Genomic DNA, 24,453 nt, shown 5'->3' with positions numbered 1-24,453 from the left:
GGCTCACCGGAAGTCGATGAGCAGGTCGTCGTCGCCGTTCTCGGGGTCGGTGATGACGCGGGGGAGGCGTACGGCGGTGTCGGTGCGCTTGGCCAGCGGCACCTTCGGCTCCTGCTCCTCGTCCGTCTCGACGAGCTCGACGGTGTGCTTGACGTGCGCGTGCGGGAGCACCTGCGCACGCCAGGCGCGGCAGTTGTAGGGCAGCTGCATGCCGTCCATGCCGCGGCCGTAGTCGTCGTAGAAGGCCAGCACGTCGCGCCGCTTCTGCTGCTGAGCCTCCGGCTCGAGGGTGGCGATGTTGGAGCGCGACTGGACCAGGTCCTGGATCGAGTGGCGGTCGACGACCTGCCAGTGCCGGAACGTCTGGGCCTCCACCGCGGAGAAGAACCCGGAGTCGTCGAGGATCGAGGTCGGGTCGAAGCCGCCCTCTTCTGTCAGTCCAGTCTTCTTGCCGATCAGCTTGCCGAGCTTGCGCACCCAGGGGATCCGCTCGTCGCGCTCGTTCTGGACCACGGCGAGTCGTCCGTCCGTACGCAGCACCCGCCCGATCTCCGCCAGCGCCTTGGCGTGGTCGAACCAGTGGAACGCCTGGCCGACGACGACCACGTCGTAGAGGCTGTCGCCGGTCGGGATCTGCTCGGCGGTGCCGCTGGTGGCGCGTACGTCCGGGAGCTTCCCGGAGAGGATGTCGAGCATCGCGTCGTCCGGGTCGGTCGCGAAGACGTCGTGGCCCAGGCCGACCAGCACCTCGGTGAGCTTGCCGGTGCCGGCCCCGAGCTCGAGGATCGAGCACGGCTCCGCGCCGACCAGCCACTTCACCGCATCCACCGGGTAGGACGGGCGCCCGCGGTCATAGCTGTCCGCCACGCCACCGAAGGAGCGTGCCGGATCGGGGTTGGCTGGGTCCGTCATCTCGGTCAGGGTAACGCGCGCTTAAGGTTGACGCGTGAAGGACGATCCGCTTGCCCGGTTGGTGTCGCTCGAAGGTGTGGCCTCGGGCTTCGCCGCAGCTCGTGACGGTATCGACGTGATGCTGCGTGACCGGGGGCTGCGGCGTACGTCTCCGGAGACCACTGCCGAGTCGCTGCTGCGCGGTGCGCACGCCTCTGCCGTGCTGGAAGGGTCCTCGTCGTCCTTGGGTGAGGTTCGCGACTCGGGCGGGGACGCGATCGCGCAGGACGCGGTACGGCTCTCGACCGAGCTGCTCTCGCTGGTGCCGGTGGTGAAGCACGCGCCGTTGCAGGCGTTCGCGCGGCTGCACGCGCTGGCAGCGGCGGGGTCGCTGGACCCTGAGGAGCTGGGCCGTCCGCGCTCGGCCGAGTCGGCCGAGCGGTTGCGGCGTCTCTCCGATCTGCTGCTCGCCCCGACGTCCGCGCCGGCGCTGGTCGTGGCGGCGTTCGTGCACGCCGATCTGGCGACCGCTGCTCCGTTCGCATCCCACAACGGTCTGGTCGCGCGTGCCGCAGAGCGGCTCATCCTGGTCGCGCGCGGCGTGGATGAGAAGTCGCTGGTCGTCCCCGAGGCCGGCCATCTGGCGCTGCGGGCCGCCTACGAGTCGAACCTGCGCGGCTTCCGCGAGGGTGGCCAGGCGGGGGCGCACTCGTGGCTTCTCTACGCGGCCGAGGCGTACGCCGCCGGGGCCGAGGCTTCGCCGCTACGCCTGGACGCGGCCGAGTAGACGAGGCAAAAGCAGGTGGCACCCGGTGGGTTGTGAACACCGGGTGCCACCGCTGACACGAGCGTTTCTGGTTACCAAGCGTGCAAGGTCTGGTCACTGCGTCGGGATTTCTCCCCGGCTACAGCACCCCATCAGATGGGTGGATCGCCGCGTGGGTGCCTCTCACTCGTGTACGTCTTGTTACACCTCTGTTTCTACGCCGATCGGCGGCCAGATTCAAGGCTGGAAATTCTGCAGGATGAGGAGGATGATGCCGCTTCTGCAGAATTGGGTCAGGCGCCGAGGCGACGGCGCTTCGTGCCCGCCCAGATGACGCCGCCGGCGATCGCGACGGCGCCCCCGACGGCCAGCGCGGCCAGGGTCGGCGTGGACGGGGTGAGCACGCGGCTGCGCAGCGCGACCGGCTTGTTGAAGACCAGGATGTCCCAGCCGCGTTCCTTGGCAGCCTTACGGAGGTCCTTGTCGGGATTGACCGCGAACGCGTGGCCGACCTCCTCCAGCATGGGGAGGTCGGTGACGGAGTCGGAGTAGGCGTACGACTGCTCGAGGTCGTAGCCGAAGCGCTCGGCCAGCTGCTGGACCGCGCGGGCCTTCTCCTCGCGGTAGGCGTAGAGCGCGATCTCGCCGGTGTAGCGGCCGTCCTCGATCTCCATCTGGGTGGCGACGACGTGGTCGGCGCCGAGCATCGTGCCGATCGGCTCGACCAGCTCGGTGCCGGAGGCGGAGACGATGATGACGTCGTGACCCTGGGCGTGGTGCTGCTCGATGAGCTGCACCGCCTCCTCGTAGACGAGCGGGTCGACCACGTTGTGGAGGGTGTCGGCGACGATCTCCTTGACGGTCGCCACGTCCCAGCCGGTGACCATCTCGGAGAGCGCCTTGCGCATCTTCTCCATCTGGTCGTGGTCGGCACCGCCGACGACGTAGACGAACTGGGTGTAGGCCGAGCGGATCATGGCCGCGCGGGTGATCAGGCCGCCGGCCTGGAAATGCTTGGAGAACGCAAGCGTGCTCGACCTCGCGATGATCGTCTTGTCGAGGTCGAAGAACGCAGCGATGCGTGTCATGGGCACATCGTAGACGGCCGTTGGGCGGGCCGATCACCATCCACAGGGCGGGTCCGGGACGGGGTTATCCACAGGTCCTGAATTTGCGGGTGGAATTGTCGGTGTCCCGGCGGATCCTGCTGCCATGACCTCGGAACCGCTTGTCATCACCTCGGACTCGTTGCTCGCCGCTGAGGCGGCTCGCCTGGCCGCCGCCTCCGGCGTCACCGTCGAGGAGTGCACCGACGCCGTCGGCGCCCTGCGTCGATGGCAACGCCCGCCACTGATCCTCGTCGGCGCCGACCTCCTGGCGGAGGTGGCATCGCTGCGTCCACCCCGAAGAGACGGGGTGTACGTCGTGGGATGGGGCTCGACCGGCGAACCGCTGCTCCGGGCCGCGCTGGAGGTCGGCGCCGAGACGTTGCTCGAGTTGCCGGCTGCCGAGACCGTGGTCGCCGGGCTGCTCGCCGACGTCAGCGACGGTGAGGGCGGCGACGGCACGGTCGTCGGCGTCCTGGCCGGATCGGGTGGAGCCGGTGCGACGACGTACGCCGCGGCCCTGGCCAGCCTGGGAGCAGACCGTGGGTCGACGCTGCTGATCGACGCCGACCGGCTCGGTCCTGGAGCCGGGCGGGTGCTAGGCCTCGACGAGATCCCCGGCGTGACCTGGGGCGATCTCGGGCAGACTGCCGGGCGGCTGGGTGCGCGGGCGTTGCGTGAGGCGGTGCCGCACGTCGGGTCGCTGGGCCTGCTGGGGTGGCCGGGCGGCGACGTTGTGCCACCGCGGCCGGAGGTGGTGCGCGAGGTGCTCGCCGCCGCCCGACGCGGCCATGACCTGGTCGTGGTCGACCTGCCACGCGAGTCCGACGCCGCCGCTGAGGCGCTGCTGACCGGCTGCGACATCGTCCTCGTCATCGTTCGGGCGAACGTCACCGGCACGGCGTCCGCCGCTCGGCTGATCTCCCGCCTTCCCGAGCGGGATCGGGTGCGGATCGTCGTCCGCGGCCGCGCGGCTGAGCCGGAGGCCGTCGGGCGTGCGCTCGGGCTCCCGGTGATCGCCTCGATGTCCGACCAGCGCGGGCTCTCGGAGGCCATCGACCTCGGCCTGGGGCCGATCCGCTCGAAGCGGGCGCCGCTGGCCCGTGCCGCGGCCGAGGTGCTGATGCGCTGTCGGGTCCGCGCCGGGGTGATGGTCGCATGATCGGCGCTGTCGACATCGCGCCCCAGGTCGTCGACCTCGTTCGCGACCACCTGGCGCGTACGCCGGGAGAGCTCACCCCGCACCGGGTTCAGCAGGCTCTCCGTGCGGAGGGGCGGATCGTCGGTGATGCGACCGTGCTGGCTGTCTTCGAGATGCTGCGCCGCGACGTGGTCGGCGCGGGGCCATTGGAGCCGCTGCTGCGGTTGCCGGGGGTGACCGACGTCCTCGTCAACGGGCCCGATCAGGTCTTCATCGACCGCGGATCCGGTCTGGAGCCCGCTCCGGTCGCGTTTCCTGACGACGATGCGGTTCGACGGCTGGCGCAGCGGTTGGCTGCCGGGGCCGGCCGCCGCCTGGACGACGCCTCGCCCTACGTCGACCTGAGGCTGGGCGACGGCAGCCGGTTCCATGCGGTGCTGGCGCCGCTGGCGCGACCGGGCACGGTGATCTCGTTGCGGGTGCCGTCGGCGCGGGCGTTCACGCTCGCCGAGCTGGAGGCTTCGGGGATGGTGGTTCCCCGCGTGGCTGATCTGCTGCGCCGGCTGGTGCTGGCACGGTCGGCGTTTCTCGTCTCCGGAGGCACCGGCACCGGGAAGACGACCTTGCTGGCGTCGCTGTTGTCCTTGGTGCCCCCGGAGGAGCGGCTCGTGCTGGTGGAGGACGCCTCCGAGCTGCGTCCGGATCATCCGCATGTGGTCGGCCTCGAGGCGCGCCCGGCCAACATCGAGGCCGCCGGCGCCGTCGAGCTCCATACGCTGGTCCGCCAGGCCCTCAGGATGCGGCCGGACCGGCTGGTCGTGGGGGAGGTGCGTGGCGCTGAGGTCGTCGATCTCCTCGCCGCGTTGAACACCGGCCACGAGGGTGGCTGCGGCACGCTGCACGCCAACTCCGCCGCCGATGTGCCGGCTCGGGTGGAGGCGCTGGCGCTCGCCGCCGGTCTCGGCAGGGAGGCGGCGCACAGCCAGTTCGCCTCTGGTGTCGACGTGGTCGTGCACCTGCGGCGACGGGACGGCCGCCGGGTGCTGACCGAGATCGCGGTCCCGTGTCGCGGAGCCGATGGGCTGGTCCGGACGGAGACCGCCTTCTCGGTGGCCGCCGATGACGTCGTGGTCGCCGGACCGGCCGCGGACCGGCTCGAAGCGCTGCTGGGAGCGGAGCGGTGAGCGGGCTGAGCCTCGGGGTGGTCGCCGGCCTGGCCGGTGCCGCCGCCGCGCTGATGCTCCGCCCACGAGCAGCGGTTGGACCACGGTCGCCTGAGTGGCGGGTGCCGCGGTGGTCGTTCCTCCTGGTCGCCCTGATCCCCATCGTCTTCCCGGGCAAGGCGGTCGTCGCGGCTGTCTTGCTCGGGATCGCCACCTTTGGCGGTGTCGCCCTGTGGCGGCGCCGCTGCGAGCGGATCGAGGCGGGGCGTACGGCCAACCGCGTCGTCGAGGCCTGCGAGCAGATGGCCGCCGAGCTTGCCGCCGGGCACCCGCCCGGTCCCGCGCTGACGCAGCTCGCCACGGAGTGGCCGGTGATCGAGCCGGTCGCGGAGGCGCAGCGGATGGGCTCCGACGTACCCGCCGCGTGGCGGCAGGTCGCCGAGGTGCCTGGGGCAGGATCGCTCCGTGTGGTCGCCGCGGCCTGGCAGATCGCCCACCAGACCGGGAGCGGTCTCGCGGACGCACTCGACCGGGTGGCGCTGGACCTGCGGGCCGCAGCCGCCACCCAGCGGGTCGTCGACGGCGAGCTCGGCTCGGCGCGTTCCACCGCCCGCCTGATCGCAGGCCTGCCGGTGGCTGCCCTGGCGATGGGCAGCGGCGTTGGCGGCGACCCGCTGGCGTTCCTCTTCGGATCGCCGGTGGGTCTGGCCTGCCTCGGTCTCGGACTGCTGCTCGGCTGGTTGGGGCTGTGGTGGATCGAGGGCATCGCGCGTGGGGTGGAGGCGAGATGAGCGTCTGGCTCGTGGCCGTCGCGCTCGGGCTGGCGGCAGCGTTGCTGCCGGCGCCGGCCTCACCATTTCCCGGCAGGGTCGCGGCCATTGCGGACCGGGATGACCCCGACGGCTGGATGATGCGCTGGCGGCCGTTGCTGGCGCTGCTCGCCGCCGGCGCCGTCTACTCGTTCGTCGGCGGCACCGCGGGTGCCGTACTCGCCGCTCCGGCGGGTGTCCTCTGCTGGCTGGTCATCGGCCGGGTCGAGCCCGCCGAGGTCCGGCGCGAGCGGGAGGCCGCGAAGGCCGAGCTGCCTGCCTTGGTCCGACTTCTCTCCGCCGCGCTCTCCTCCGGCGCGGCGCCCGCCGAGGCGCTCGTGGCCGTCGCCGCAGCGCTGCCCGGGCCGGCAGCCGCCCGACTCCTGCCGGCGGCCTCTCGGCTTCGTCTGGGAGCTGATCCGGAGAAGACCTGGCGCACCCTGGTGGACGATCCCGCGCTGGCGCCGCTGGGCCGAGCACTGGCCCGAGCTCAGGCGACCGGTGCCCCGGTCGCCACGACGGTCGAGCGCCTTGCCGACGATCTGACCAGAAATGCCCGGGCAGAGGTCGAGGACCGCGCTCGCGCGGTGGGCGTCAAGGCCGCAGTCCCGCTCGGCATCTGTCTCCTCCCCGCCTTCCTGCTGCTGGGCGTCGTCCCTGTCGTCGGCGGCCTCCTCTCCAACCTCGGCATCTGACCCGGCCGAGCCGTCACCCCCGTCGGCCGAGACGTCACCCCCGTCGGCCGAGACGTCACGCGCGTCGGTCGAGCTGGCAGCCGAATGCCGACTCGACCGACGTATGTGGCGTCTCGGCGCGCTTGTTTTCCCTGATCAACGGGCCGTTTGTCATCCACAGGGTGGGTTCGGGATCGGGTTGTCCACAGCCGGCGACATGGCGGTCGCGGATGTCGGTGGAGCGGGTCATTGTCGTCGTGAGCGGCCGTACCGACGGCCATCGACCAGAGAGGACCAACCATGGCCAAGACACATCTTCGGAAGGACGAGAAGGGGATCACGACGGCCGAATACGCCGTCGGGACGGCGGCAGGTGCCGGGCTCGCCGGCCTGCTCTACAAGTTGCTCACCGGTGGCTTCGGCAACGACCTGCTCAACAGGCTGTTCCAGCACGTGCTCAGCCTGCTGGGGATCTGAGCCGTGGTCCGCGGGCAGCGGGACGAGCGAGGCGCCGCGACCGCGGAGCTGGTGATGGTCATCCCGCTCCTGGTGGCCGTGACCATCGGGCTGGTGTGGTTGCTGTCGGTGGGAGCGGCGCAGATCCAGGTGGTCGACGCGGCTCGGGAGACCGCCCGGGCCGTCGCCCGAGGGGACGACAGCGGCTCCGCCGTCGCCCGCGGACGTCGGGTCGGGCCTGCGGGCACACAGGTGAGTGTCAGCGCCGGCGCCGAGGAGGTCGTCGCCTCGGCCCGAGCCCGGGTGACCGGGCCCGGCGGGATCTTCAGGTGGATACCGGGTGTGACCGTTCGCGGCGAGGCGGTCGCTGCGACCGAGGCGACGCGGGGGGAGCAGTGAGCACGTTGCGGGCGGGCGAGGACGAACGCGGGTCGGCAGCCCCGTTCGCGGTCGGCGCGATCGGACTCCTGCTCTTCCTCGGCGCGGCGCTGGGTGTCGTGGGCGCGGTCTTCGTCGCCCACCGCACCGCACAGTCCGCGGCCGATCTGGCCGCCTTGGCGGGCGCCAACGCGCTCCAGGTCTCCGAGGACGCATGTGCGGAGGCGTCGACGATCACCGCCCGCAACGGCGCCACATTGGAGTCGTGCGAGATCGCCGGGGAGGACGTCACCGTCACCGTGCGGGTCGAGGGACCGCGCTGGCTCGATCAGCCGGGGGACCCGGTCGCCGAGGCGAGAGCCGGCCCGACCGAGCCTCGGCCGGACTAGAGGCAGCGTCCAGGCGGGGTCGGTCGGGTCAGGCTACGAGGCTCATCTCGATAGTGTGACCGCCATGACCGCAAGCAGCGCGGATGACAACCGACGGGCACAGGCCCACCTCTATGGTGAGCCGCTCGGTGACTTGATCAAGCGGTGTTCCTCGGTGTTGTCGTTGACGCAGGTCAGGGTCGCCGATCTGTTGGGCATCTCAGCGCCGATGCTGTCTCAGCTCATGAATGCGCGGAGGGTCAAGATCGGCAATCCTGCGGCGGTCAAACGCCTGCAGCTGATGTACGCCGCCGCGTGCCGCGTCGCCGCTGGTGAGCAGTCGCTCGACGATGCCGTACGACAACTCGAGGCCGCGCGCACCTCGGAGGCGGTCGTCACGCATCACACCGAAGCCGACCCTGCGGCCGTACGTGCAGTGTTCCGCGCTGCCGCGTCATCCCAAGAGTTCGCAGCGGCAGCCGAACAGCTGCGAGCGAGTCATCCGGCGATTGCCAAGCTCCTGCAGACCTTCGGCGTCAACGATGGGTGAGGTCTTCGCGGGCCGCTACGAGCTTCTCGACCCTATCGGCGAAGGCGGCATGGGGACGGTCTGGCTCGCCTGGGACCAGCGTGAGGGCGTTCATCGTGCTGCCAAGATGCTGCGCCACAGCGACGCAGCGTCGTTGATCCGCTTTGTCCGTGAGCAGTCGTTCCGGATCGACAGTGAGCATTGTGTCTCACCGCTGGGCTGGTCGGCCGAGGACGATCGGGTCCTGTTCACGATGGACCTCGTACGCGGTGGATCGGTGCACAGTCTGCTGAAGGACTACGGCCCCTTGCCCGGGCAATGGGCCGCATGCCTGCTCGATCAGCTGCTCGTCGCGCTCCACGCGGTGCACAGTGCCGGGATCGTTCATCGCGACGTTAAGCCCGCCAACCTGCTGCTGGAGCCCACCGGGCTGGGGCGCCCGCATCTGCGTCTCTCGGACTTTGGCATTGCGATCGCCGCCGAGGAGCCGCGGTTGACCGAGGCCTATCAGTTGCTGGGAACGCCTGGCTATCGCGCCCCCGAGCAGGGCGTGATGAGTGATCCGAGCCCAGCGCAGGATCTGTGGGCGGCTGGCGTCGTACTCATGGAGATGCTGACGGCTACCCGACCTCCCACAGAAAGCGGAAGCCTGGCGGCGGTCGCTCCTGACGGTGTCGATCAGCGGCTGTGGAATGTGGCGCGCTCTCTGACGAGCAGAGACCCGGCCTTCCGGCCGGCCTCGGCCCTGGACGCCCGTCGCCTGCTTGCGCAGACCGGCCAGGTTCCGCCTGAGGGCGTTGCGCCCGACGACGAGGGCAGGCAGGTCGAGGTGCTGGAGCATCTCGACCTGCCTATTCAACCTCCAGCTCAAGCTCCTGCTCGAACCCCGTGGGCCCGATCAGCGGTGCTCGGCATGCTGGCGACCATCGTGGGGTTGGGATTGCTGTCGACGGGCGTCTGGATGCTCTTCAGCTGATCTGACGGCGCTTGCGCGTGGCCAGAACGGTGGCGATGATCCCGCCGACCAGCACGAGCGCGCCGACGCCGGTGAGTGTCGCACCGACGACGGGGAAGTCGTCATCGGTTGCCGGGCCCGACTTGGCGGGCTCTTGCGGTTCAACCGCGACGTCCTGGGCGCCGTCCGGAGCGACTGCATCGCCGTCCTCGGCATACTCGGGCTCACCGTCGCCTGCTTGGCCGAGGACCTTGACCGTCAGGTCGTACTCGACGACGGCATCTGGGTTGTCGATGTTGTAGCCGACGTCGATGTAGCGATAGCCGGCCAGAGAAGAGGCGACCATGTCTTGGTCGACGACCGAGCGGTTGAGGTAGCTCACCGGGTGGCTGGCCGCGCCCTTTCGCCAATGCCAGTTGTCGACGTTCGGCATGTTGGCGAGTGGAAGGTCGGACCAGTCGTCGGGCGTGTGAATGCCGAAGTTGTAGGTCTCGTCGCCGCGGGTCGGGCTGATGATGTTGGGCTCGAACCCGCCGTTGACGCTGTGGGTGTTGATGGTCTTCTCCGACAGGTCGGCGTCGATCTGCACCTGAAGGCGCTCGCCCCAGTTCAGAGGGATCGCGAAGACCTGACGCTCGCCGGAGCGGATGTCGAGCGTGTAGCTGCCGGGCTCGATCTCGGGGGCGCTCGCGATGCTGGTCCCGGAGACGACCTCGCCGGTCGACTTGCCGGGAGTCATCGGCTCCCACTCGATGGCCTTGTCGGCAGGCGGAAGGCTCTGCTCCGAGCCTTCGGCCAGCGGAGGCTCCTCGAAGACCACGATCTCGACGGGGCTGTCCTCGAGGTCGTTGTTGATCGACTGCTTGATGCTCAGCACCAGGAAGTCGACCGTGGCGCAGCTGTCGTCCGGGTTGGACGACCAGCTGTTGAGGCTCGCGTTCAACAGCCTGACGCCACCGGAGATCCCATCGAACGAGGTGGCGCGGTCACACTCGGTTACGCCGTTGGGGTCGTCGCTCAGTGTCATCAAGAGGCCGGTGCCGCCGCCTTCGACTGTCGTACGGGCGGTGGTGCCGACATGGATAGTGGAACCAGGGACCGTACGCGGGATCTTGTAGAAGGTGACGCCGTCCTTTGCCGGCAACTGGTCGAGGTACTGGCCCACGCCGATCTCGGGCGCGTCCAGCGGGTTCGCCGATCCGGTCACGGGAGTCCCGGAGAAGTCGAAGGGCCGAAAGGCCCGGGTGGAGGTGACGGTGAGCCGTTCGGTGAGCGATTCGGCGTCGTCGGCGTCGAAGTAGCTGCCGTGTCCCGCGTCGGCGATGCAGCGGAGCTTCTTGCGGGTCTTGGCGTCGACCGAGAGCCCGACGACATCGATCTTGAGGTCGATTCCGTCCCGGGAGAGCTTCTTGGCGACCTTGCAGGGATCGGGGGAGCAGGTGGGCTCGCCGTCGGAGACCAGGACGATGGTGCGTTCGCCTTCGCTGCCGAGGTCTTTGCCTGCCTGCTGGAGGGCATATCCGATAGGGGTTTCACCGAGAGGCTTGTAGGCCGTGATCGCGTCGCGGAGCTGGTCGCGGTTGTCGGTTCCGGGGGCAACGACCTCCTGGGAGTCGGTGCAGGCTTTGGGCCCGGTGCTGACCTTGGCGCCATAGACCCGCAGGCCTACCTGGGCTTGGTCCGGCAGGGTGTCGATGACATGGCCGAGAGCCTTGCGGGCGGCTTGGATCTTGGTGCCCTTGGCTGCGGGTTCCTTCATCGAACCGGACGCGTCCAGGACCAGCTGGAGTCGCTGGTTCTCGGTGCTGTCGGTGACGCCGGTGTCGTCGGCAACAGCGGGGCCGGTGGTCAGGGCAAGGGCGATGATGGTGAACGCGAGGGCTAGTTGGGGCCTGCGACGTGTGGGGGTCACGTATTCTCCTTGTCGGTTTGCTATCGCAAACTTAGCGGCCGTCTGGCCACCTTTGCAATAGCAAATCCGAGGGCCTGCAGAGACTCTACGCAATGCTCCGCAGCGAGAACTACGCCTCGTCCTTCGACTCGGGCGTGACGTCCTGCAGCGTCTTGGTCAGCTTCCGCATCTGGCGCTTCTCCTTCATGTTCTTCGCCTGGAGCTTGCCGCCCCACTTGGTGAGGGAGAGGCCGAAGAGGAGGAGTACGCCGGCGACGAGGCCGATCACGAAGATCGTGGTCGAGCCGACCGGGAGGCCGAGCAGGGTGGCGGTCGGGTCGTCGAGATCACCGTTACCGGTGGTGAAGAGACCCAGCACGATGAGGACTGCGGCAACGACGATCAGCACGAGGCCCAGGATCAGCATTTCTCCACATTAGGCCTATTTTCCGAGAAGCAGGCGCAACAACACGATCGCGCCTTGCTTGTCGAGAGGGTTGTTCTGGTTGCCGCACTTGGGCGACTGCACGCAGGAGGGGCAGCCGTCGTCGCACTCGCACGCCTCGATGGTCTCCAGCGTGGCGCCGAGCCACTCCCGGGCGGCACGGAACCCGCGCTCGGAGAATCCGGCACCGCCGGGATGTCCGTCGTAGACGAAGACGGTGAGCATGCCGGTGTCCGGGTGGGACGCGGTGCTGACCCCACCGATGTCCCAGCGATCACAGGTCGCGATCAGCGGGAGCAGCCCGATGGAGCAGTGCTCGGCGGCGTGGGCGGCGCCCGGGATGTCCGCCGTCTCCAGGCCGGCCGCCTCGAGGGCTGAGGCGGGCACGGTCCACCAGACGGCGGAGGTGCGCAGCGTACGTTCGGGGAGGTCGAGGAGCTCTTCGCCCAGCACGTCACCGCTCGGCTGTCGCCTGCGCAGGAAGGAGACGACCTGGTGGGTGACGTCGACGTCGCCGTACGCCAGGCGGCACTCGCCCCAGGCGACCTGCTCCCGCTCGGCGACGATCGAGATCTCGGTGATCTCCCGGGCGAAGGTGGAGTAGCCGGGGTCGTTGCGGGAGATGACCGCGACGTTCTCCTCCAGATCGAGCTCGTGCACGAGATAGGTCTCGCCACGGTGGACGTAGACGGCGCCGGCGTGCGCGCTCGCGTGTGAGCTCGCTGCGTCGACCGTGCCGACGACCCGGCCGGTCTCGGCCTCGATCAGCTGCACCTGAGATCCGCCCGAGGAGCGGATGTCGGCGAGGTCGGCCGCGCGGCGGCGGTCGGTCCAGAACCAGCCACGCGGACGCTTGCGCAGCAGCCCCGAGGCGACCAGGTTGTCCAGGATCTCCCGGGCGCCCGGCCCGAAGAGCGGCAGGTCCGCCTCGGTCAGGGGCAGCTCCTGCGCCGCGGCGCACAGATGGGGGCCGACGACGTACGGGTTCGCCGGGTCGAAGACGGTGGCCTCGACCGGCTGACCGAGAAGCGCGTCCGGATGGGTGACGAGGTAGGTGTCCAGCGGGTCGTCGCGCGCGACCAGGATGCCGAGCGCGTCACCCGCGCCCCGCCCTGCCCGGCCGATCTGCTGCCAGAAGGCCGAGCGCCTGCCGGGGTACCCGGCGAGCACCACGGCGTCCAGACCGCTGATGTCGATGCCGAGCTCGAGCGCGTTCGTCGCCGCCAGCCCCAGCAGCTCGCCGGAGCGGAGCGATGCCTCGATCGCGCGGCGCTCCTCGGGCAGGTAACCACCGCGGTAGGACGCCACCCGCCCGGGAAGCGACGGGTCGACCTCTTCCAGCTCGGCGGCCGCGGTCAGGGCGACCTGCTCGGCACCGACCCGGGAGCGTACGAAGGCCAGGGTGCGTACGTCCGAGGAGACCAGGTCGGCGAGGAGGTCGGCGGTCTCGGCGGAGGCCGCGCGGCGTACGGGAGCGCCGTTCTCGCCGGCGTGCGACGTCAGCGGCGGCTGCCACAGGGCGATCGAGAGCTCGCCGCGTGGTGACGCGTCGGCGGTCACAGGGAGCACCGGAAGGCCGGTGAGCCGCTCGCCCGCGATCGACGGCTCGGCGACGGTCGCCGAGGCGAGGATGAACGTCGGCGACGAGCCGTAGAGCGCACAGATGCGCCGCAGCCGCCGCAGCACGTGCGAGACGTGCGCCCCGAAGACGCCGCGGTAGTGGTGGCACTCGTCGATGACGACGTAGCGCAGCGAGCGGAAGTACGCCGTCCATCGCTGATGACCGGGGAGCAGCGAACGGTGCAGCATGTCGGGGTTGGTCAGGATGTACTCGCCGAAGTCGCGCGCCCAGTCCCGCTGCTCCCGGGTGCTGTCACCGTCGTGGGTCACCGCGCGCACGTCGACGCCCAGTTCGCGCAGCCCGGTCAGCTGGTCCTGAGCGAGCGCCTTGGTGGGCGCGAGATAGAGGACGCCGGCGCCGCGCTCACCACGTGGACCACGCGCGTCTCGGATCGCGGTCAGTGCGGGCAGCTGATAGGCCAGCGACTTCCCGGAGGCGGTGCCGGTCGAGACGATCACATGGGTGCCCTCGTGGGCGGCCTCGGCGGCCACCGCCTGATGCTGCCAAGGACGCTCGATCCCGCGAGCGGCGAAGGCGGCGACCACGTCGGCAGAAGCCCACGTCGGCCAGTCGGCGAAGACGGCATCTCGTGGCGGGATCTGCTCGAGGTGAGCCAGCCGGTCCTCGCGGCCCGGGACGTCCGCGAGCCGGCGTACGAGATCACCGGTCGCTGTCGTCAACACCTGCCTATTCTCCCAGAATCCTGGTCGCCGCCACGCTTGCGGCCCCGCATCGTGTCCATGACGTTGCGAGTTTCTTGCGCGCATCCTGGTGAGCCGTGGTTACATTACGATCGACTCCGGGTATCGGACACCAGGCATGCCGACCGGAGCTGGTTGTCTCACGTTCCTTGGCAGGAGAACTTCGAAGTGGATCTGACGCTTGCGACTCGCGAGCTCGACTCGGCCACCATCGTGGCCGTGGGCGGCGAGATCGACGTCTATACCGCGCCGAAGCTGAGGGACAAGATCACCGAGCTCGTCGCGCGGGGTCACTACGACATCGTCGTCGACCTCGAAGCCGTGGAGTTCCTCGACTCGACCGGCCTCGGCGTCCTGGTGGGTGGCCTGAAGAAGGTGCGCCAGCACAACGGCATGCTCCGCCTGGTCTGCACGCAGGAGCGGCTGCTCAAGATCTTCCGGATCACCGGTCTTGCCAAGGTCTTCGACATCCACGCCAGCGCCGAGGGCGCGGCAGCAGGCTGACACTGTCCGCGCATTAGGCTCCAGGTGTGAGTGACCTCCCGCACCGGCTCCGTGACGCCCTCCAGCAGGCTGACTTCTCCTACGACTCGGTCGCCGAGCTGCTCGGTCCGATCGCGCACAGCGCGCTGAGCCGCAACGAGACGCTGCCGGGCCGGCGGCGCACCCACGGAGGCTCCCCGCTGGAGACCCTCATCCGGCTCTTCCTGCTGCAGACGACCGTGCCCCTGGACCACGCCGAGGCAGCCCTGCCCGGGCTCGTCGACCGGCTCGCCGTCGAGGGGATCCTGGAGCAGTCGGTCGGAGAGGTCGCGGCCCGCCTCGACGTACGTCCGTACGCCACCGAGGACACCGCCCTCTGGGTCGTCTCCGACCTCACGCCGGGGCTCGACGGCGGCCCCCAGCGCGTCGGCCACGAGCACGTGCTCGGGATCAGCCCTGCCTCGACCTCCCTGGCGCAGCTGACCATCCGCGACCAGGTCGGCACCTCGCTCGATCTCGGCACCGGCTGCGGCGTCCAGGCCCTCCACCTCGCCACCCACAGCGACCGGGTGGTCGCGACCGACGTCAACCAGCGAGCCCTGTGGATCACCACCTTCAACGCCGCCCTCAACGACGTGGCGGACCGGATCGACGTACGCAACGGGTCGTTCTTCGAGCCAGTCGCCGGTGAGCGCTTCGACCTGATCGCCACCAACCCGCCGTTCGTGATCAGCCCGGCGACCGGTGAGCGCCTCGTCTACCGCGACTCCGGGCTCCCCGGCGACCGGGTGGTCGAGGACATCGTCAGGGCCGCTCCCGGCATGCTCACCGAGGGCGGCTGGTGTCAGATCCTGGGCAACTGGATCATCTCCGAGGACCAGCCCTGGGACGACCGCCTCGAGGGATGGCTCGTGGACGAGGTCGACGCGTTCGTGGTCCAGCGTGAGGTGCTCGACCCCGCGGCGTACGTCGAGCTCTGGCTCAAGGACTCCGGCCACCACGGCGCCCAGGACTACCTGACCCGCTACGACACCTGGCTGTCCTGGTTCGAGGAGCAGAAGATCGAGGGCGTCGGGTTCGGCTGGATCAACCTGCACCGCACCGGCGCGAGCAACCCGAAGCGCGAGCTCCTCGAGTGGCCCTACGACGTCGAGCAGCCGATCGCCCCGGCGCTCGCGGCGTGGGGTGAGGCGGCTCGCGTCGAGGTCACCGAGGACTCCACGCTGGTGATCGTCGAGGACGTCCAGCAGGAGACCCTCGGCCAGCCCGGCGCCGAGGACCCCAGCACCGTCATCCTGCGCCAGCAGCGTGGCCTGCGCCGCGCGCGCCAGGCAGACACGATCGAGGCGGCCTTCGCGGGCGCGTGCGACGGTGACCTGACCGTCGGTCAGATCCTCGACGCGCTCGCGCAGATCCTCGACCGCGACCCCGCGGTCGTGCGCAGCAGCTATCTGCCGATCGCCCAGGAGCTGGTCAGCGAGGGCTTCCTCCGTCCCGCACCAGGCACGCCTGGTCCCGCAGCCTGATCAGGCGTCTGCGCACGCTCGAGACCAGCAGGTCCGGATAGCCCAGCGGCTCGAGGTCGGGAAGGTCACGCATGCCCCACGGCCGCTGCGTCTGCCACGGCCAGAAGCCACGCAGCGCGGCCGCCAGCTGCTTGCCGTAGGCCGACGGCATCTTCGTCACGCCCAGCCGCTCCTTGAGCTCGGTCGCGGTGACCAGGCCGCCCGGCCCGGCGAGCCCGTTGGCGCCCAGGACCGTCCAGACGATCCCGGCCGCCACCTGAGCCGGCTGCGTGGGCCGGTCGACGACCAGCGGGTCGATCTCCCACAGCCGCAGCAGGGCCCGTCGCAGCGCGAAGCCGACCTCTTCTACCGGGAAGTCGGCCGCGACCTCGTCGAGCAGCGCGGCGACTGCCTCCAGCTGCGTACGTCCCGCCGGATCCTCCACGACCGGCAGGTCCAGCCCGTCCTCGACCAGGGGCGCGGCATCCAGCGCGGTGACCGCCTCGTGGCCGCCGCACAGCGCGGCCAGCCAGTCCAGGGCCACCTCATGGTCCGGTCGTGGCGGCGTATCCGGCTCCGACCAGCGGGGCCGGGTCAGCTCGGCCTCCAGGCGCTCCAGGATCACGTTGGTCCGGGTGAGCAGCTGCGCGCACTCGGAGCAGACCAGGTGCTCCGGGGGCGTGGCCAGACCCTCTATGTAGTCGGTGTATTCAGCGTCGATCATCAGCAGAGACCTCTCGGTTCGGATTGGTCTCGCCGTCCTCGAAAGCCACCATACGGACGAGCACCGACAGTTTTTGGACATGGCCGGATGAGACACCGATTTCGCGCTCCCGCTCCCCAGCGTGCTAGGTATTGTCTTCGCGGCGCCCAAGGCAACACGCCATGTTGTCCGAGAGCTCAGTGCCGCATGAACCGCGGTGACTGGACCCATGCCGGCTGGAGACACGCGCTAACGTGTCTCGCCAGAGCTTGTCAGTGGTGCCAGGCTCTGCTGCAGTGAGATAAGGACGTCAGTGGCACACAAGTTGGTGATCGTCGAGTCCCCGGCGAAGGCTCAGAAGATCGGCGGATACCTCGGACAGGGGTATGTCGTCGAGGCATCCGTCGGGCACATCCGCGACCTTCCGCAGAGCGCGGCAGACACCCCTGCCAAGATCAAGGACAAGCCGTGGGGGCGCTTCGGCGTCGATGTCGACAACGGCTTCACCCCTTACTACGTCGTGCCCAGCGACAAGAAGAAGCAGATCGCCAAGCTCAAGTCGCTCCTCAAGGACGCCGACGAGCTCTACCTCGCCACCGATGAGGACCGCGAGGGTGAGGCGATCGCCTGGCACCTCCTCGACGAGCTGAAGCCGAAGAAGGGCATCCCGGTCAAGCGGATGGTCTTCCACGAGATCACCAAGGCCGCGATCCTGGCGGCCGCCGAGAACCCGCGCGAGCTCGACATGGACCTCGTCGAGGCCCAGGAGTCGCGCCGCATCCTCGACCGTCTCTACGGCTACGAGATCTCCCCGGTGCTGTGGAAGAAGGTCATGCCCCGCCTGAGCGCGGGCCGTGTCCAGTCGGTCGCCACCAGGCTCGTCGTCGACCGTGAGCGTGAGCGGATCGCCTTCCGCACCGCCTCCTACTGGGATCTCGCCGGCACCTTCGACGCCGGCTCCGACCACGAGCCGCGGATGTTCCCGGCCCGGATCACCTCCGTCGACGGCAGCCGCGTCGCCCGAGGCACCGACTTCGGCCCCGACGGCCTGCTGAAGAGCGACAAGGTCGTCCACCTCGACCGCACCCGCGCCGAGTCCCTCGTCGCCGGCCTCGAGGGCCAGACCTACGAGGTCCGCTCGGTCGAGTCGAAGCCCTACAAGCGCAGCCCATACGCCCCCTTCCGCACCACCACGATGCAGCAGGAGGCGAGCCGCAAGCTCGGGATGACCGCGGCGAGCGCGATGTCGGTCGCCCAGCGTCTCTACGAGAACGGCTTCATCACCTACATGCGTACCGACTCCACGACCCTGAGCGGAGACGCCGTCAGCGCGGCCCGCGCTCAGGTCAGGGAGCTCTACGGTGCCGAATACCTGCCCGACGCCCCCCGGACGTACGCCTCCAAGGTCAAGAACGCCCAGGAGGCCCACGAGGCGATCCGGCCCGCGGGTGACTCGTTCCGCACCCCGGCGCAGACCGGTCTGACCGGCGACCAGTTCCGCCTCTACGAGCTCATCTGGATGCGCACCGTGGCCTCCCAGATGAAGGACGCGGTCGGCAACTCGGTCGCGATCCGCCTCGGCGCCTCGGCCGCCACGGGCGAGGACGTCGTCTTCTCCGCGACCGGGCGCGTGATCACCTTCCACGGCTTCCTGAAGGCGTACGTCGAGGGCACCGACTCCGCCGACCAGACCTCGGACGACCAGCAGACCCGCCTCCCGAACCTCACCGAGGGCGAGCGCGTGAACGCCGCGAGCCTCACCGCGGACGGCCACGAGACCAAGCCGCCGGCTCGTTACACCGAAGCGACCCTGGTCCGTGAGCTCGAGGAGCGCGAGATCGGCCGTCCGTCGACCTACGCGAGCATCATCCAGACCATCATCAACCGGGGCTACGTCTTCAAGAAGGGCACCGCGCTGGTGCCTGCCTGGGTCGCGTTCTCGGTGGTCAGGCTGCTCGAGGAGCACTTCCCGCGCCAGATCGACTACCGGTTCACGGCGAGCATGGAGGAGATCCTCGACGAGATCGCCAAGGGCGACAAGGACATGACCACCGAGCTCGGGGAGTTCTACTTCGGCTCCGAGCGGATCATGGGTCTCAAGCCGCTGGTCGACGGTCTCGGCGAGATCGACGCTCGCGAGCTGGCGACCTTCCCGGTCGGCACTCCGGAGTCCGGGGTCAACCTCCGGGTCGGCCGCTACGGCCCCTACATCGAGGGCCCCGGCGACGACGGCACCCCGTTCGCGGTGCGTGCCAACGTCCCCGACGACCTGCCGCCCGACGAGCTCACCCTGGAGAAGGCCAAGGAGCTCTTCGCCAACCCCGCCGGCGAGGAGCTCAACCTCGGCGTCCACCCCGAGACCGGGCTCACCGTCGTCGCGAAGAGCGGCCGGTTCGGTCCCTACGTCACCGAGCAGCTCCCCGAAGACGCGAAGAAGGGCGCCAAGCCCCGCACCGCGAGCCTCTTCAAGTCGATGAGCCTGCAGACCATCACGCTCGAGGACGCCGTCAAGCTGCTGACCCTGCCCCGGGTCGTCGGCACCGGCGCCGACGGCGAGGAGATCACCGCCCAGAACGGCCGCTACGGGCCCTACCTGAAGAAGGGCACCGACTCCCGGACCCTGAGCTCGGAGGACCAGCTGCTCACGATCACGCTGGAGGAGGCTGAGCAGATCTACGCCCAGCCGAAGCAGCGCGGCCGTGCCGCCGCCAAGCCGCCGCTCAAGGAGCTCGGCCCCGACCCGGTCTCCGGGCAGCCGATGGTCGTCAAGGACGGCCGCTTCGGTCCCTACGTCACCGACGGTGAATACAACGCCACCCTCCGCGCCGCCGACGACCTGGAGACCCTGACTGCCGAGCGTGCCGCCGAGCTGCTCGCCGACAAGCGCGCCAAGGGTCCGGCGAAGAAGACCACCAAGCGGGCCACGAAGAAGACCACGAAGAAGTCTCCGGCGAAGAAGTCGACTGCCAAGAAGACGACCAAGAAGGCCGCGACCAAGAAGTCGTGATCAGGTTGTCACTGAGCGTGGCGCGTAGGAAGAACGCCTGACTTCTCAGGTGTTTCCTGCACTTCTCGGGTGTTGCAATGCCTGAGAAGTGTAGGAATACCCGGTTAACCGGGTATTCCTACGCGCGCGTCAGCCGAGCGACCCGACGACCTCGTCGTAGTCCAACCGATCGGCCGCGATGTAGAAGAGCCGCGCGCCAGGGGAGACGGGAAGGTCCCAGGGCGGGCTGACCTGGATGCCGTCGACGGTGCGTACTGCGAGGAGCGTGGCGCCGTACGAGCGGCCGAGAGCGGCCTGCCAGGCGCCGACGTCAACGGTCGCGGCAGAAGGAGGCACGGTGAGTGAGTAGGTGCCCTTGCCGCCGGCGGTGGCGAGCTCCTGGTAGACCTCGGCGATCCCGGGGTCGCTGAGCTCCTCGGCGATCAGTTGGGTGTTGTGCCACTGGACGCAGTGGACGGTGGTGTCGACGCGGAAGATCGTGCGTTGCACCCGCAGGTCCCGCAGCGCCACGATCGTGTGCACAGCAGGAGCCGCGGTGTTGGCTGCGACGGTGAGCGTGACCGCCTCGTTGTCGTCACTCGGGTCGATCAGCACGCTGTGTGCGTTGGACAGCCCGGTGCGAGCGAGCACGTCGAGGTCGGTGATGTCGCCGCGTACGAAATGCAGGCGGTCCTCCCCGGGCATCGGGTGCTCGGAGAGCTGGTCCTCCCAGGTCGCGAGCACGACCTCGCGCTCCGGCTCGGAGAGCAGTTCGACCAGGATCCGCTCGGTACGCCCGGCGGCGTAGCCGAGCATCACGATGTGGTTCTGTCCGCTGAAGCTGATCTCTCCACGCATGCGGCGTCCTTTGGCGTTCTCGATGATTGCCGAGATCCGGCTGAACAAGATGGCGAGGGTGGTGATGGAGCCGAAGACGACGTACGCCCCGACGAGCCGACCACCGGTGGTCTCCGGGAAGAGGTCGCCGTAGCCGACCGTGGTCGCGGTGACCAGGAACCACCACCAGTAGTTGGTGGGGCGCACGATGTCGCTGCCCGGCTGGGTCAGCGCCATCGCGATCCAGCCGGTGACGAAGACGAAGCCGATGATGGCGAGCGGAAGCACCCAGGCGTAGTGCCGCGAGGTGCGCCGGACCAGTCGGAGAAGGAAGAACATCAGTAGCCCACCCAACCGTTCCGGGCATAGTCCAGGATCGCCGGATCCAGCAGCGTGGTGACCGAGGTCGGCCGCTCGGCACGGTCCGGCGGGAACGACGAGGCGGCCGCGAGCACGGCGTCGCTGGCGTAGCGCAGCCCGCCCGGCGCCTCGTCGTCGAGCGCCAGCTCAGGGGCCGAGCCGTCGCGGGAGGCGAGGACGTAGCCCCAGTTGCCGAACGAGGGTACGTCCGCCTGGTAGGGCGTGGTCCGGTAGCCGGCCTCGGTGAGGGTGTGCCGCACCGACCAGAACGCGTCCGGCGCGAAGAACGGGCTACCCGACTGCACGACCATCCGTCCGGACGGGGCGAGCAGCCGCGCGATCATGCTGTAGTTCTCGACGGAGTAGAGCTTGGCCAGAGCGGTCGAGTCCGGGTCCGGGAAGTCGGCGATGACCACGTCGAACGGTGCCGCGGAGTAGTCGCGCACCCAGGAGAAAGCGTCGGCGGCGACGTACGTCAGTCGGGGGTCCTCCAGGGACCCCGACGTCAGCGACGAGACCGGCTCGAAGGAGCGCGCCAGCGACACCATCGCCGGGTCGAGATCGACCAGCGTCACCGAGGAGACGGACTTATAGCGCAGCACCTCGCGCGCCGCGAGCCCGTCGCCACCGCCGATGATCAGCACCCGCTGGTGCGGCCCGTTCATCGCCGGATGGACGAGCATCTCGTGGTAGCGGTACTCGTCGAGTGAGGAGAACTGCAGGTCACCGTCGAGGAAGAGGCGTACGTCGTCGAACGCCGGCCCGACCGGAGCGCCCCGTGTCACCACGATCTCCTGATAGGCCGAGCGCTGGGAGTGGATGATCGGGTCGCGGTAGAGCGCCTGCCGGGCATTGAGCTCGAAGGAGTCGGCCGTCACCGCGGTCAGGCCGAGGGCGACCGCGAGTGCGCCACAGATCGCCGTGACCGTCCCACGCTGACGGCGTGAGCCGGCCAGCGCCACCCCGACCGTCCAGGCGGCGATGACGTTCAGCGCAGCCGTCGCCACCGTCCCCACCAGCAGCCCCAGGGTCGGCAGCAGCACGAACGGGAACGCCAGCCCGCCGATGAGCGCCCCGACGTAGTCGACCGCGTTGATGTCGGCGACCGCGAGCGAGGCCTGCTGGCGCTTCAGCCGCTGCAGCAGCTCCATCAACAGCGGGATCTCGGCGCCCACCAGAGCGCCGATCAGGAACGTCACCAGCAGCATCATCGGGGTGTAGAGGTGCAGCCACGCGAACGACGCGTAGAGCGCCGGCACCGAGGCGCCGCCGACCGCGGCGAGCGCGATCTCCACACCCACGAACGAGCGCAGCGGCCGCGCGGTGAGCGGCTTGGCGAGCACGGCGCCGATGCCCATCGCGAACATCGACACCGCGATCACCAGCGACGTCTGGGCGATCGAGTTGCCGAGCAGATAGCTCCCCAGCGTCACCAGCGCGAGCTCGTACACCAGGCCGCACGCCGCGCAGACGAATACCGCCGCGAGGACGAGCAGCCGGGCCGCCCGTCCCTCGGGCAGCGCGGACAACGAGGGGAGAGTCAGGCTCACGTGATCGAGGCCGCCACGATCACGCCGACGGCCAGCTGCACCGCGACGGCGACCCAGATCGCCGGGTCGTCCTTGTCGTCGGTCATCAGCTCACCGAGCCGGCCCGGGGTGAGCAGGTCGAGGATCACGAACGCGAACGCGAGCAGGGCGATCCCGATGAGACCGTACGCAGCCGTCTCGGCGAGCCCCTGGAGGGTGTCCGCCTCCGCGGTGTAGATCGAGGTGGCCACGATCGTCGCGATCGCGACGACCGAGGAGCCGAGCAGCAGCGCCGGGTCGCGGCGGTGCTCCACGAAGATCAGCTGCCCCAGCCGGCCCGGCGTGAGCAGGTCGATCACGTAGAAGCCGATCATCAGCAGAACCAGCCCGAGGGCGGCGAAGGCGACGGTGGACAGCAGTCCGCTCACAAGGTCAGTCATCGGTTCATCTCTCCAGTCTGAGGGGTGGTCACTTGCCGGATCCGCTGCCGCCGCCGCGGAAGGAATCACCGCTGCTGCCGCCACCGCTGCTGCGGCCGTAGTAGCTGTTCCAGCCCCACAGCCCGATCACCGTGGCGTGGTGGCGGTAGCCACGGTCGTACTCGTAGAGCGTGATCGTCGATCCCGAGGGCGTACGCGGCTCCACGACGACCAGCCAGTCGTCGTCGTAGCGCAGGTAGTGGCTGGTTCCCTCGGCCCGGTTCTCGTCCGCGTCGGTGCCGCTGTCGATCTTGTTGGCGACCGAGCTCACCGAGCCGTCGTCCTCGAAGACGATCCCGGCCTCGCTGTCGGGGTCGGTGCCGCTGACGTGGTCGAAGTTCTTGCGCAGGTACTTCTCGGGGCTGTTCCCGTCGCCGGACACGGCGATGGCGATGATGATGGCGAGCGCGACGCACGCCGCGACGATCGCCCAGCCGATCAGCTTGCGGTTCGGGCCTCCGGAGCCATGGGGGTCAGACACTTGTGCCCTCCTCGGGCCGGTAGCTGGTGGTGGTGGCGACGATCTCGCCGGTCTGTGGGTAGGTGTGCCAGGTGTTCCAGACGATCTGCCTGGCGTCGGACCGGTCCAGGGCCAGCGCGGTCACCGCGTGCGGGTCACCCGGGAAGTGCGCGACGACGGCATCCGTACGCCCGCTCAGCCGCTCCACGAGCCGCGACGCCTGCGCGGCGAGCTCCTCGGGTCCCATCTCCTCGACGTGTGAGACGAGGCGGTAGCCGCCGGCCGCGTGCGCCTCGGGAAGGGGTGCGGCCTCGGCGATCCCGCACGCGATGGTCTCGTGCAGGAGCGGGTGATCATGGCGGCGTACGACGACCTGGTGGCTGGCGCCCAGGACGCTCAGCGTGACCGTGAGACCGCTGCCGAGGTCCACCGTCCGGGAGGCCAGCGGGGTGCAGGGGGTCGGTGCGAGGGTCCAGCGCAGGGTGTCGCCGCGTACGTCCGCGAACGGGACGTCGAGAAGCGTCACTCGTCGTCCAGGGTGGCAGGCCGGTCGGTGGAGGGGTAGACGGTCAGCTCGAACGGCTGCAGCACCTCGCCGAGGGAGGGCTCCCAGTTGCTGCCCCACTTCTCGAAGCCGAGCAGCTTGCCGTCGACCGACTTGTAGTCGGCGTACTCGGCCGTGCCCGACGGCGCCGTGCCGGTCGCGCCGGTGGCGGTGAAGGCGGCGGAGCCCTTCTCCTGGAGCCGGTAGGCGACGCCGCCGACGATGATGTCGCGGTCACCGACGGCGCCCTGCTCGATGTCGCCGAGCGGGATCGCGTGCCACAGCGAGACCTCGAAGCTCTCGTCGTCCTCGATCGAGAGCCACTTCTTGCCCTCCGCGTCGTCGAGCATGTGCTCGGTCCAGCGGTAGCCGTGCTCGTCGAAGTCGATCCGTCCGCGGACGAACCAGTTGTGGCCCAGGTATTCGACGACGTCGCCGTTGCGCACCTGGCGCAGCTGGTCGGAGGCGTGCTTGTGCTGGTCGCCGATGAAGTCGTCGGGCTCCTTCTGCGCCGTCGGCTGCTGCCTGCTCTTCCAGAGCAGGTAGGCCGCGACCGCGAGGGCGGCCAGCAGCAGGACGATCAGGACGTAGATCACCGGAGACTCCTAGGTTCAGCGTGAGGACGACCCGAACCTTAACGTGGAGGTCCGACCTTCGACATCCGGGAATCGCC

General features: G+C 69.5%; 26 protein-coding genes. 13 read left to right on the top strand and 13 right to left on the bottom strand.

Annotated elements, in window-relative coordinates:
- Positions 1-3 precede the first annotated feature (3 nt).
- On the bottom strand, positions 4-912 hold the full coding sequence (locus OG801_RS13850; protein WP_406036136.1) for a class I SAM-dependent methyltransferase: 909 nt from the start codon (positions 910-912) through the stop codon (positions 4-6).
- Between the two features lie 34 nt (positions 913-946).
- On the opposite strand from OG801_RS13850, the gene OG801_RS13845 reads away from it, so the two are divergent.
- Positions 947-1,678: an oxidoreductase gene (locus tag OG801_RS13845; RefSeq protein WP_355017380.1), complete on the top strand. Its 732-nt coding sequence runs from the start codon at positions 947-949 to the stop codon at positions 1,676-1,678.
- A gap of 272 nt (positions 1,679-1,950) precedes the next feature.
- Here OG801_RS13845 and OG801_RS13840 read toward each other — a convergent pair whose 3' ends face one another.
- Complete coding sequence (locus OG801_RS13840) at positions 1,951-2,745, bottom strand: HAD family hydrolase (RefSeq protein WP_350713752.1); 795 nt, start codon at positions 2,743-2,745, stop codon at positions 1,951-1,953.
- A 124-nt stretch (positions 2,746-2,869) separates the two neighbouring features.
- On the opposite strand from OG801_RS13840, the gene ssd reads away from it, so the two are divergent.
- The 4 genes from ssd to OG801_RS13820 are packed head-to-tail and all read left to right on the top strand — an operon-like array spanning position 2,870 to position 6,571.
- Complete coding sequence (gene ssd, locus OG801_RS13835; RefSeq protein ID WP_406036135.1) at positions 2,870-3,925, top strand: septum site-determining protein Ssd; 1,056 nt, start codon at positions 2,870-2,872, stop codon at positions 3,923-3,925.
- A complete protein-coding gene (locus OG801_RS13830; RefSeq protein WP_406036134.1) occupies positions 3,922-5,088 on the top strand; it encodes a TadA family conjugal transfer-associated ATPase in 1,167 nt (388 codons plus the stop codon). Before ssd ends, OG801_RS13830 begins: the two co-directional genes overlap by 4 nt.
- On the top strand, positions 5,085-5,858 hold the full coding sequence (locus OG801_RS13825; protein WP_406036133.1) for a type II secretion system F family protein: 774 nt from the start codon (positions 5,085-5,087) through the stop codon (positions 5,856-5,858). The genes OG801_RS13830 and OG801_RS13825 overlap by 4 nt, the downstream gene beginning before the upstream one ends.
- Positions 5,855-6,571: a type II secretion system F family protein gene (locus OG801_RS13820; protein ID WP_406036132.1), complete on the top strand. Its 717-nt coding sequence runs from the start codon at positions 5,855-5,857 to the stop codon at positions 6,569-6,571. Before OG801_RS13825 ends, OG801_RS13820 begins: the two co-directional genes overlap by 4 nt.
- 55 nt (positions 6,572-6,626) lie before the next feature.
- Here OG801_RS13820 and OG801_RS13815 read toward each other — a convergent pair whose 3' ends face one another.
- Entirely contained in the window at positions 6,627-6,800 is a 174-nt protein-coding gene (locus OG801_RS13815; protein WP_355017385.1) for a hypothetical protein, read from the bottom strand.
- 50 nt (positions 6,801-6,850) lie between these two features.
- Between OG801_RS13815 and OG801_RS13810 the strand changes: the two genes are divergently transcribed.
- From OG801_RS13810 to OG801_RS13790, 5 genes are all read left to right on the top strand, one after another.
- Positions 6,851-7,027 carry a DUF4244 domain-containing protein gene (locus tag OG801_RS13810; RefSeq protein ID WP_355017386.1) on the top strand — a complete coding sequence of 59 codons (177 nt, stop codon included), beginning with the start codon at positions 6,851-6,853 and terminating at the stop codon, positions 7,025-7,027.
- A gap of 3 nt (positions 7,028-7,030) precedes the next feature.
- Positions 7,031-7,405: a TadE family protein gene (locus tag OG801_RS13805; protein ID WP_355017387.1), complete on the top strand. Its 375-nt coding sequence runs from the start codon at positions 7,031-7,033 to the stop codon at positions 7,403-7,405.
- Complete coding sequence (locus OG801_RS13800) at positions 7,402-7,773, top strand: Rv3654c family TadE-like protein (RefSeq protein WP_406036131.1); 372 nt, start codon at positions 7,402-7,404, stop codon at positions 7,771-7,773. The genes OG801_RS13805 and OG801_RS13800 overlap by 4 nt, the downstream gene beginning before the upstream one ends.
- A 64-nt stretch (positions 7,774-7,837) precedes the next feature.
- Positions 7,838-8,302, top strand: coding sequence for a DNA-binding protein (locus OG801_RS13795; protein ID WP_355017389.1), 465 nt, complete (start codon positions 7,838-7,840; stop codon positions 8,300-8,302).
- A complete protein-coding gene (locus OG801_RS13790) occupies positions 8,295-9,257 on the top strand; it encodes a serine/threonine-protein kinase (RefSeq protein WP_406036130.1) in 963 nt (320 codons plus the stop codon). The genes OG801_RS13795 and OG801_RS13790 overlap by 8 nt, the downstream gene beginning before the upstream one ends.
- Here the strand turns inward: OG801_RS13790 and OG801_RS13785 are convergent.
- The 3 genes from OG801_RS13785 to OG801_RS13775 form a co-directional block, all read right to left on the bottom strand.
- Complete coding sequence (locus tag OG801_RS13785; protein WP_406036129.1) at positions 9,250-11,148, bottom strand: vWA domain-containing protein; 1,899 nt, start codon at positions 11,146-11,148, stop codon at positions 9,250-9,252. The two genes, OG801_RS13790 and OG801_RS13785, sit on opposite strands and share 8 nt — an antisense overlap.
- 109 nt (positions 11,149-11,257) lie before the next feature.
- Positions 11,258-11,554: a hypothetical protein gene (locus OG801_RS13780; protein WP_355017392.1), complete on the bottom strand. Its 297-nt coding sequence runs from the start codon at positions 11,552-11,554 to the stop codon at positions 11,258-11,260.
- Between the two features lie 15 nt (positions 11,555-11,569).
- Positions 11,570-13,876 carry a DEAD/DEAH box helicase gene (locus OG801_RS13775; protein ID WP_406036128.1) on the bottom strand — a complete coding sequence of 769 codons (2,307 nt, stop codon included), beginning with the start codon at positions 13,874-13,876 and terminating at the stop codon, positions 11,570-11,572.
- A 186-nt stretch (positions 13,877-14,062) separates the two neighbouring features.
- On the opposite strand from OG801_RS13775, the gene OG801_RS13770 reads away from it, so the two are divergent.
- Both OG801_RS13770 and OG801_RS13765 read left to right on the top strand, forming a co-directional pair.
- The gene (locus OG801_RS13770; RefSeq protein ID WP_091044749.1) at positions 14,063-14,398 is read left to right on the top strand and encodes an anti-sigma factor antagonist; all 336 of its coding nucleotides are present in this window, start codon (positions 14,063-14,065) and stop codon (positions 14,396-14,398) included.
- A gap of 26 nt (positions 14,399-14,424) precedes the next feature.
- Positions 14,425-15,903 carry a methyltransferase gene (locus OG801_RS13765; RefSeq protein ID WP_406036127.1) on the top strand — a complete coding sequence of 493 codons (1,479 nt, stop codon included), beginning with the start codon at positions 14,425-14,427 and terminating at the stop codon, positions 15,901-15,903.
- Here the strand turns inward: OG801_RS13765 and OG801_RS13760 are convergent.
- Entirely contained in the window at positions 15,851-16,606 is a 756-nt protein-coding gene (locus OG801_RS13760; protein ID WP_406036126.1) for a hypothetical protein, read from the bottom strand. The genes OG801_RS13765 and OG801_RS13760 overlap by 53 nt on opposite strands.
- A gap of 292 nt (positions 16,607-16,898) precedes the next feature.
- Between OG801_RS13760 and topA the strand changes: the two genes are divergently transcribed.
- Positions 16,899-19,592 carry a type I DNA topoisomerase gene (topA, locus tag OG801_RS13755; protein ID WP_406036125.1) on the top strand — a complete coding sequence of 898 codons (2,694 nt, stop codon included), beginning with the start codon at positions 16,899-16,901 and terminating at the stop codon, positions 19,590-19,592.
- Between the two features lie 129 nt (positions 19,593-19,721).
- Here the strand turns inward: topA and OG801_RS13750 are convergent, their stop codons facing one another.
- Genes OG801_RS13750 through OG801_RS13725 form a run of 6 tightly spaced genes read right to left on the bottom strand, consistent with a single transcriptional unit; the run spans position 19,722 to position 24,376 of the window.
- The gene (locus tag OG801_RS13750) at positions 19,722-20,747 is read right to left on the bottom strand and encodes an ion channel (RefSeq protein ID WP_406036124.1); all 1,026 of its coding nucleotides are present in this window, start codon (positions 20,745-20,747) and stop codon (positions 19,722-19,724) included.
- The gene (locus OG801_RS13745) at positions 20,747-22,318 is read right to left on the bottom strand and encodes a polyamine aminopropyltransferase (protein ID WP_406036123.1); all 1,572 of its coding nucleotides are present in this window, start codon (positions 22,316-22,318) and stop codon (positions 20,747-20,749) included. The genes OG801_RS13750 and OG801_RS13745 overlap by 1 nt, the downstream gene beginning before the upstream one ends.
- Positions 22,315-22,737, bottom strand: a complete 423-nt coding sequence (locus OG801_RS13740) for a DUF350 domain-containing protein (protein ID WP_350660294.1) — start codon at positions 22,735-22,737, stop codon at positions 22,315-22,317. The genes OG801_RS13745 and OG801_RS13740 overlap by 4 nt, the downstream gene beginning before the upstream one ends.
- 28 nt (positions 22,738-22,765) lie before the next feature.
- Positions 22,766-23,257: a DUF4247 domain-containing protein gene (locus OG801_RS13735; RefSeq protein ID WP_406036122.1), complete on the bottom strand. Its 492-nt coding sequence runs from the start codon at positions 23,255-23,257 to the stop codon at positions 22,766-22,768.
- Complete coding sequence (locus OG801_RS13730) at positions 23,250-23,762, bottom strand: DUF2617 family protein (RefSeq protein ID WP_406036121.1); 513 nt, start codon at positions 23,760-23,762, stop codon at positions 23,250-23,252. The genes OG801_RS13735 and OG801_RS13730 overlap by 8 nt, the downstream gene beginning before the upstream one ends.
- Complete coding sequence (locus OG801_RS13725) at positions 23,759-24,376, bottom strand: DUF4178 domain-containing protein (protein WP_355017401.1); 618 nt, start codon at positions 24,374-24,376, stop codon at positions 23,759-23,761. The genes OG801_RS13730 and OG801_RS13725 overlap by 4 nt, the downstream gene beginning before the upstream one ends.
- Between the last annotated feature and the right edge of the window lie 77 nt (positions 24,377-24,453).

The sequence above is a fragment of the Nocardioides sp. NBC_00163 genome (genome assembly GCF_045206295.1).
Taxonomy (GTDB): Bacteria; Actinomycetota; Actinomycetes; order Propionibacteriales; family Nocardioidaceae; genus Nocardioides.
This window is presented reverse-complemented; position numbering and strand designations above follow the sequence as displayed.